Origin of the sequence: Prevotella sp. (genome assembly GCF_036570325.1) — a bacterium.
Lineage (GTDB): Bacteria > Bacteroidota > Bacteroidia > Bacteroidales > Bacteroidaceae > Prevotella.
Map to the genome: position 1 here is coordinate 1 of NZ_DATCYK010000007.1, position 8,450 is coordinate 8,450.

The following is an 8,450-nucleotide window of genomic DNA, read 5'->3' on the forward strand; positions in this document are numbered from 1 at the left end:
CAAGATACAGTCCACGTCGGTATTAATAAAATAAGGATAGGCTGCCACGTTCAGCCCGGCATTGATAGGGTCTGCTTTGGTACCTCCGTTCACCTTGTCGACTACCGTCAACTGTGAATACTTGGGATTACGTGAACGATACAACGCCTTAAACGGCTTTGTATGAATATATTCCACATAGTTGAACGGAACTTTCTCCAATTCAAAATTGGTAATCAGCTTCTCCAATGTCGAGTCACGGCTACCATCATTCACTATCACGACCTCAAAAAGAGGATAATCCTGACGCAACAACGACTCCACATTGTCAATAATCGTCATTTCTTCATTGAACGCAGGCGCCACGATCGACACCCCCGGCGTATAAGGATTGTTCCAGACCACGTGCTTTGCATAATCTTCTTCTATCTCATTATGCTGATTGAATATGCCGGGCTGCGCCAACAGCATAAGTATCACGTAGGAAATAATCAACGTTATGGAATAAAAGAATATTACATAGCCGTAAAAATCTAACAGTATCTGCCACATATATCTTGTTCGAAGCTTTCTAAAATTAAGATGTTAAAGTTTGATGAGTTCGGTAGCTCTCAATATATCATTCTGAATATGATGGAAGAGTATAAGCTCCTTCGTCGGGGCTTGTCGTCTGAGCGTTACTACCGCTTTCTTTCCCTTCAGGCTGTATTCCCACAGACAGCGCAATACCACACGCTTGGTCTTAAAGTCGGATGACACACTGTAAGCCCACACAAAGAATTCTTCCATGTTGTTACCTCCATGGATTTTAAGCAATGAGCGTAAAATCAAGCGCCGTGTATGGGGCGTCCAACGACGATAGTTAGCCTTGATATTCTCTACCGCAGGCTCGTACGCCCTCTCGGTAAAGCACTTCACGGCAGCCCTGAAGATACGTTCATCCGTAGAGTTCAGATACTTCATGAGATACCTGATGTTCTCTTCCAGTCCGAAGTAACCTGCCTCCTGTATGAGGAACGCCTTATTAACCGAATTATGATTGTTCTCTATCTGCGAGAAGAAAGAGGGTACCGGCTTTCCTTGCTCAATGGCTTTCATGGTCATCAAATGTATTTCCATCTGATCCCACAGCGTAAAGGTCACTTCACGATTGATAATTTCAAACGGTTCATCGTATGTATTGAACATATAGAACAGACGGGCTTCTCGTTTCAAATCCTCATTCTTATCGTTGATGAGACGAGCCACCAAGCCACCATTCATCTGAATATTCAGATAACGGGCCGTTTCCATCACATTGATGCGGTTCTTCGTAGAACCATCCAACAACACATGCTCCATATATTCACGTATATGCAGCACTCTTAACATCATCGCCTCGTTGAATCGGTTGATTCTCCGTGTACGATAGACATAGTCCTTCACATATAATTTGAGCCAGAAATCAATTTCCTGCTGGGTGCTCGTAGCGTAGGTTTCGGGCAATCCCATCTTCTCCCTGATTTCCCGAATAGTCATATTACGCTGTTCATACAAGATTTCCTGCTGCACCCCATGGTACTTTTTATAAAGCGAATTAAATATTTTTTCCTTACGATAATCGAACCACTGGTCTACAAAAATCTTGATGATTGTAAATATCCATACAAGAATACTGGATACTACGATCATATAAGATATTCTCACAACAAGGGGGAACTCATTATACCAAGAAGTAAACTGATAACCATTATAGCGCACGGCATCGATCACAGAAAAGTCCCGAGATAATGATCCCGGCTCTACATAAGAGTTCTGCGCAACGGAAAATGAGTTATTTTCCGAAAGATGAAAATGCACATTCACCCCAATCATCGTGAGGAGTATGGCCATTGCGAAAAGTATTAGTAATACTCTGATTTTCATAAAAGCTGACCCTCCATTTTCGCTATTATATGAAGTCCACTTTTCACAAATGTATTATTTTTAATTAAAAGAGACAAACTATAAATATTAATAAAAGATAATAAATATTAATCTATCGCGAACGACTCTCTTTGATAGACTTTACTCTCGTACAATCTCATACCCACGTAGAGATTTTTTTTCTAAGGATTGACGCCTATTTAACGTTCAGGCACAACGTATTTAGATATTCCTTAACTTCAATGATTACCCTATTTCAGTTATACTTTCTATTTTTACGGGTATCAATAAGACGTATTCTTTACCCCAATCCCCTACTTCATTGCGACAAAACTCTCTAATATTTGCACAAGGAGGACTATTTATGGAGTTTTTCCTTTATAACTCTTTGCAAAATCCTCCTGCCCCTTCTGTTTTAAGAGGCAGGAGGACACACGGTATATTAATAAGGTGTATTAATCGCAGAGCTTAGCGCTGATGAACTCACGGTTCAAGCGGGCGATGTTAGCTATCGACTCGTTCTTGGGGCATACGGCCTCGCAAGCACGGGTGTTGGTACAGTTACCGAAGCCCAGCTCGTCCATCTTGGCTACCATGGCCTTAGCACGCTTGGCAGCCTCGGGGCGTCCTTGCGGCAGCAAAGCCAACTGACTTACCTTAGAGCTTACGAAAAGCATGGCCGAACCGTTCTTACATGCTGCCACGCAAGCGCCGCAACCGATACATGTAGCGCAGTCCATGGCCTCGTCGGCATTATCCTTTGGTATGAGGATAGCGTTGGCGTCTTGGGCCTGACCCGTGCGGATGGTGGTATAGCCACCGGCCTGAATGATCTTGTCGAAAGCCGAACGGTCTACCATGCAGTCCTTAATGACGGGGAAACCGGCCGAGCGCCAAGGCTCTACCGTGATAACATCGCCATCGTTGAAACGACGCATGTAGAGCTGACACGTGGTGGCGCCACGCTCTGTCTTGCCATGGGGCGTACCGTTGATGTAGAGTGAGCACATGCCGCAGATACCCTCACGACAGTCGTGGTCGAAGACAAAAGGCTCCTGACCGGCTTCGATGAGTTCCTCGTTGAGAATGTCGAGCATTTCAAGGAATGAAGTATCATCGGGAATATTCTTCATTTCGTGTGTATCGAAATGGCCCTGATCCTTAGGACCGTTCTGTTTCCAATACTTGATTGTAAAACTTATATTTCTTGCCATGTTACTTTAGTTCTTATAGTTACGTGTTTGTACCTTGATTGCCTCATACTCGAGCGGTTCCTTCACCAGCTCGGGGGCCTTGGCGTCGTCGCCCTGATATTCCCAGCAACCTACGTAGAAGAAGTTCTCGTCGTCACGCTTGGCCTCGCCTTCCTCGGTCTGGTGCTCCTCGCGGAAGTGACCGCCACAGCTCTCTTCACGGTGAAGGGCGTCGTAAGCGATAAGCTCACCCATGAGGATAAAGTCACGAAGATGGATAGCCTTGTCGAGTTCCACGTTCAGACCGTCCTTCGTTCCGGGAATGAAGAGGTTGTTATTGAACTCGTCGCGTACTTCCTTGAGCAGCTGCAAGCCCTTCTCCAAGCCTTCCTTGGTACGGCCCATGCCCACGTGTTCCCACATGATGTGGCCCAATTCCTTATGGATGGAGTCAACGGAACGCTTACCCTTGATGTTCATCAGTCGGTCAACTTCCTTCTGAACGGCGGCCTCGGCCTCTACGAACTCCTCACGATCGGTAGATACCTTGGGCCACAATGCCTGATCGGCCAAGTAGTTCTGAATGGTGTAAGGCAACACGAAATAACCGTCGGCCAAGCCCTGCATCAGCGCCGAAGCACCCAAACGGTTGGCACCGTGGTCAGAGAAGTTACACTCACCGATGGCGAACAAACCGGGAATAGTGGTCTGCAACTCATAGTCTACCCAAATTCCGCCCATGGTATAGTGGATAGCCGGGAAGATCATCATGGGGTTGTAATACTTCACACCATTGATTTCCTTGGCTTCCTCACCGGGGTTCACGTCGGTAATTTCCTCATACATATCGAAGAGGTTGCCGTAGCGCTGCAAGATTTGGTCGATACCCAAGCGGTTGATTGACTCGGAGAAATCGAGGAACACGGCCAAACCGGTATTGTTAACACCGAAGCCTTTGTCGCAACGTTCCTTGGCAGCACGTGACGCAACGTCACGAGGCACGAGGTTACCGAAGGCCGGATAGCGGCGCTCCAAGTAGTAGTCGCGGTCTTCTTCGGGAATATCAGAGCCCTTGATCTCGCCTGCCTGCAACTTCTTGGCGTCCTCGAGCTTCTTCGGAACCCAAATACGACCGTCGTTACGGAGCGATTCTGACATCAAAGTCAGCTTAGACTGCTTGTCACCATGTACGGGAATACAAGTGGGGTGAATCTGAACATAGCAGGGGTTGGCGAAATACGCACCCTTACGATAGGCTTGGATGGCGGCTGTACAGTTGCAACCCATGGCGTTGGTCGAAAGGAAGTAAGCGTTACCATAACCACCGGTAGCGATTACAACGGCATTAGCCGTGAAGCGCTCCAGCTCACCTGTAACGAGGTTCTTGGCGATGATACCGCGTGCATGGCCGTCAACGATCACGAGATCTTCCATCTCATAACGTGTAAACAGCTTCACCTTACCGGTATGCACCTGCGCGCTCAAGGAAGAATAGGCACCCAACAGCAACTGCTGACCGGTCTGTCCCTTGGCATAGAAAGTACGACTTACCTGCGCGCCACCGAACGAGCGGTTGGCCAACATGCCACCGTACTCACGTGCGAAAGGCACGCCTTGTGCCACGCACTGGTCGATAATATTGTTACTTACCTCGGCCAAGCGGTAAACATTGGCCTCACGGGCACGATAGTCGCCACCCTTTACGGTGTCATAGAACAAACGATACACCGAGTCACCGTCGTTCTGATAATTCTTGGCTGCGTTGATACCACCCTGAGCGGCGATAGAGTGCGCACGGCGGGGTGAGTCTTGAATGCAGAAGTTATATATATTGAACCCCATCTCGCCCAGCGTGGCAGCGGCAGAAGCGCCGGCCAAACCGGTTCCGACAACGATGACGTCCAGTTTCAATTTATTCTTGGGGTTAACCAAACGCTGATGTGCCTTGTAGTTGGTCCACTTCTCAGCTACCGGTCCTTCAGGTATTCTGGAATTTAATGTCTTAGTCATAATTTCAAGATTTAATAGATATGCCCACCGGCCATGGGCCGACGGGACGTAATAGTTGGTAAAGGATTACATGCCACAAGCCAAGCTCGGCGCGCAACCGAAAGCAAAGCCCAGCACGACAACGAGGAATGACAGCATGAGAAGGGTGGTATAAACCAATCCTATCATCTTCCAACGGTCCAGCCAAGTCTTGCCGCTCCAGCCGAAAGTCTGCATAGCGCTCCAAAAACCATGGGTAAGGTGGAGCCAAATAGCCACAAGCCAAATGATATACAACACCACAAAGACAGGATTTGAGAAGGTATCCTGAATGTAAGCGAAGCCATCGGCGGGATGATGAGCCACAGCCATACCGGTCAACTCGGCAAACATCATGTTATACCAGAAGTTGAACAAGTGAAGAATAAGGCCCAAGCAGATGATGATACCTAACACCAACATGTTCTGACTGGCCCACTCTACCTTTTCAGGCTTGGCAGTTACGGCGTAACGTTCACTACCGCGAGCACGGCGGTTTTGTGCTGTCAGGATGAAAGCAAAGACGATGTGAATCACAGTAAGCGCGCCAAGACCCATGGTAGCCGCAACAGCATACCAGTTGGCGCCAAGCAATTCACAAATCATGTTATAAGCCTCTCCTGAGAAAAGAGCCACCACGTTCATACAAGCGTGGAACGTCAGGAACAGAATAAGGGCAAGGCCGGTGACCGACATAACCACTTTTCTACCGACAGATGAATTGATTAACCACATAATAAATGATTGAATTTTTAATTATTTATAAAATTTAATTGTTATAGCTATATAAAATAAGAAATGTATAAAGCCGGACAAACACGACAATCAAACTATTTCACAATACCTCAAATTAGGTATTTGCCCTCTTGATTTTGCATGCAAAAATACTATATTTAAGTGATTAATCAAAGCAAAATCATAAAAAAACCGATTTTATTTCTTACTTTTGCGCCAAAATAAGAACTTTTCCAAGATGACATATCAGTACGATGTGCTTGTTATCGGCGGTGGCCACGCGGGTTGCGAGGCAGCGTCGGCATCTGCCCGCATGGGTGCCAAGACGTGTTTGATAACAATGGACATGAACAAAATCGGACAAATGAGTTGTAACCCGGCCGTTGGCGGAATAGCCAAAGGCCAAATCGTGCGCGAGATTGACGCCCTCGGAGGCGAAATGGGGCACGTGACGGACGCCACGTCCATCCAGTTTCGCATGCTCAACAAGGGCAAGGGACCGGCCGTGTGGAGTCCCCGGGCACAGTGCGACCGTGAAAAGTTCATCACCACATGGCGCGAGACGCTCGACCGTATCGACCTTCTCGACATTTGGCAAGACCAAGCCGAGGAGCTGATCGTGGAAAATGGCGAGGCCGTTGGCGTGCGTACGATGTGGGGCGTGGAGTTTCGAGCCAAGAGTGTGGTCGTTACGGCGGGCACATTCCTCAACGGCTTGATGCACATAGGCCGAAAGATGGTGGAGGGCGGACGCTGTTCTGAGCCGGCCGTACACCATTTCAGCGAGAGCATAGCACGCCACGGAATCAGCGTTTCACGCATGAAGACGGGCACACCGGTACGCATCGACAAGCGCAGCGTGCATTTTGACCTGATGGAGGAGCAGCCCGGCGAAAACGATTTCCATCAGTTCAGCTACATGGGTGGCCGTCGCCGACTCGAGCAACTGCCATGTTGGACTTGCTACACCAACGCCGAGGTTCACGAAGCCCTGCGCACCGGACTGGCCGATTCGCCGCTTTTCAACGGCCAGATTCAAAGCACGGGACCACGCTACTGCCCTTCCATCGAAACCAAACTTGTCACTTTTCCCGACAAGGACCAACATCCACTCTTCCTCGAACCCGAGGGCGAGAATACCAACGAAATGTATTTAAACGGTTTTTCATCGAGTATGCCGATGGAAGTGCAGCTTCGTGCCCTCCACAAAATACCGGCCCTACGCGACGCGAAGATATATCGGGCGGGCTACGCCATAGAATACGACTACTTCGACCCTACCCAACTGAAGCATTCTCTTGAGTCAAAGGTGGTGCCGGGACTGTTCTTCGCCGGTCAGGTCAATGGCACTACGGGCTACGAGGAGGCCGGAGGACAAGGTATGGTAGCCGGTATCAACGCGGCGTTGCGCTGCGCCGGAAGCGAACCTTTCGTCATGCGACGCGACGAGAGCTACATCGGCGTGCTCATAGACGACCTTACCACCAAGGGCGTAGATGAGCCTTACCGCATGTTTACCTCACGAGCCGAGTACCGCATACTGCTCCGTCAGGACGACGCCGACGCCCGTCTCACCGAGAAAGCCTACCATTTGGGCGTGGCCGACAAGGCTCGTTACGTTTGGTGGATAGAGAAAAAGAAGGCCATCGATGAACTCATGACTTTCTGCAAGGAGCTTCCGATTAAACCGAACGAAATCAACGGTGCGCTCGAAGCGCTCGGCACAACGCCTTTAAGGGCCGGATGCAAACTCATAGACCTTATCGCCCGTCCACACATCAGCCTCGATCAATTGGCCGAAATTATACCTTCACTGCGAGAAAAGCTCGATTCTCCCACCAATAGAAAGCAAGAAATAGCCGAAGCCGCGGAGATAAAGATGAAGTACCAAGGCTATATTGATCGCGAAAGGCTCATCGCCGACAAGATGCACCGCTTGGAAAATATAAAGATAAAAGGGCGTTTCGATTACAGCCAATTGCACGAAATCAGCACAGAAGGCCGCCAAAAGCTCCAACGCATCGACCCCGATACGTTAGCAGAGGCCAGTCGCATTCCGGGCGTAAGCCCCAGCGACATCAACGTAATGCTCGTGTTGCTCGGACGGTAGTTAAATTTTCACCCTAACAAAGTTTATGGAGCAGAGATTCAATAGCCCACAGCGCTTCGACTGTAGCCTCGCTCCTACTCCTTTCACCCTCAAGAAAGACTCGCTCTTTGACAATCTCCTATAATGTTTCACGTGAAACTTTAACTTCAATAAAGCCTTGATTCACAACCCATTAAGCTATGAAGTAAAGTGCTAAACTTTACTTTTAAAGCTATCACCCCTGCGTGAAACAACTGTGGCAGCAGTGCTATGATTGTGGGCTGTGCCCACGCTCAAGCGGGCATTGCTCTCGTCGGACCCGTCCGACCAGTCAGACTAGTCCGACCCTTCTGATAAAATTAACTACCCACACACAACATACCGCCCACCGCTGCGTTATCAAGATACGGCCCATAGCCCCACGGCCACATCACGGGCCGTACCGCCCCGCGCCACTATATATAATAAAGTACGCGCCCGCAAGGCCATTTCATCAGTTAGAAACATATCATATTAATATA

The 8,450-nt window shown here is 48.7% G+C and carries 6 protein-coding genes; 1 reads left to right on the top strand and 5 read right to left on the bottom strand.

Going from position 1 to position 8,450, the window contains the following annotated elements:
- From VIR50_RS00545 to VIR50_RS00565, 5 genes are all read right to left on the bottom strand, one after another.
- A partial coding sequence (locus VIR50_RS00545; RefSeq protein ID WP_331933197.1) for a glycosyltransferase family 2 protein occupies nucleotides 1–531 on the bottom strand: 531 nt, incomplete at its 3' end.
- Nucleotides 532–564: 33 nt separating this feature from the next.
- Nucleotides 565–1,884: a hypothetical protein gene (locus VIR50_RS00550; RefSeq protein WP_331933198.1), complete on the bottom strand. Its 1,320-nt coding sequence runs from the start codon at nucleotides 1,882–1,884 to the stop codon at nucleotides 565–567.
- A gap of 455 nt (nucleotides 1,885–2,339) precedes the next feature.
- Nucleotides 2,340–3,098 carry a succinate dehydrogenase/fumarate reductase iron-sulfur subunit gene (locus VIR50_RS00555; protein ID WP_331933199.1) on the bottom strand — a complete coding sequence of 253 codons (759 nt, stop codon included), beginning with the start codon at nucleotides 3,096–3,098 and terminating at the stop codon, nucleotides 2,340–2,342.
- A 6-nt stretch (nucleotides 3,099–3,104) separates the two neighbouring features.
- The gene (locus tag VIR50_RS00560; RefSeq protein ID WP_331933200.1) at nucleotides 3,105–5,087 is read right to left on the bottom strand and encodes a fumarate reductase/succinate dehydrogenase flavoprotein subunit; all 1,983 of its coding nucleotides are present in this window, start codon (nucleotides 5,085–5,087) and stop codon (nucleotides 3,105–3,107) included.
- Nucleotides 5,088–5,153: 66 nt separating this feature from the next.
- On the bottom strand, nucleotides 5,154–5,840 hold the full coding sequence (locus VIR50_RS00565; RefSeq protein ID WP_331933201.1) for a succinate dehydrogenase/fumarate reductase cytochrome b subunit: 687 nt from the start codon (nucleotides 5,838–5,840) through the stop codon (nucleotides 5,154–5,156).
- Between the two features lie 238 nt (nucleotides 5,841–6,078).
- On the opposite strand from VIR50_RS00565, the gene mnmG reads away from it, so the two are divergent.
- Nucleotides 6,079–7,950 (top strand): tRNA uridine-5-carboxymethylaminomethyl(34) synthesis enzyme MnmG, encoded by a 1,872-nt coding sequence (gene mnmG, locus VIR50_RS00570; protein ID WP_331933202.1) that lies wholly within the window; start codon nucleotides 6,079–6,081, stop codon nucleotides 7,948–7,950.
- The last annotated feature ends 500 nt before the right edge of the window (nucleotides 7,951–8,450 follow it).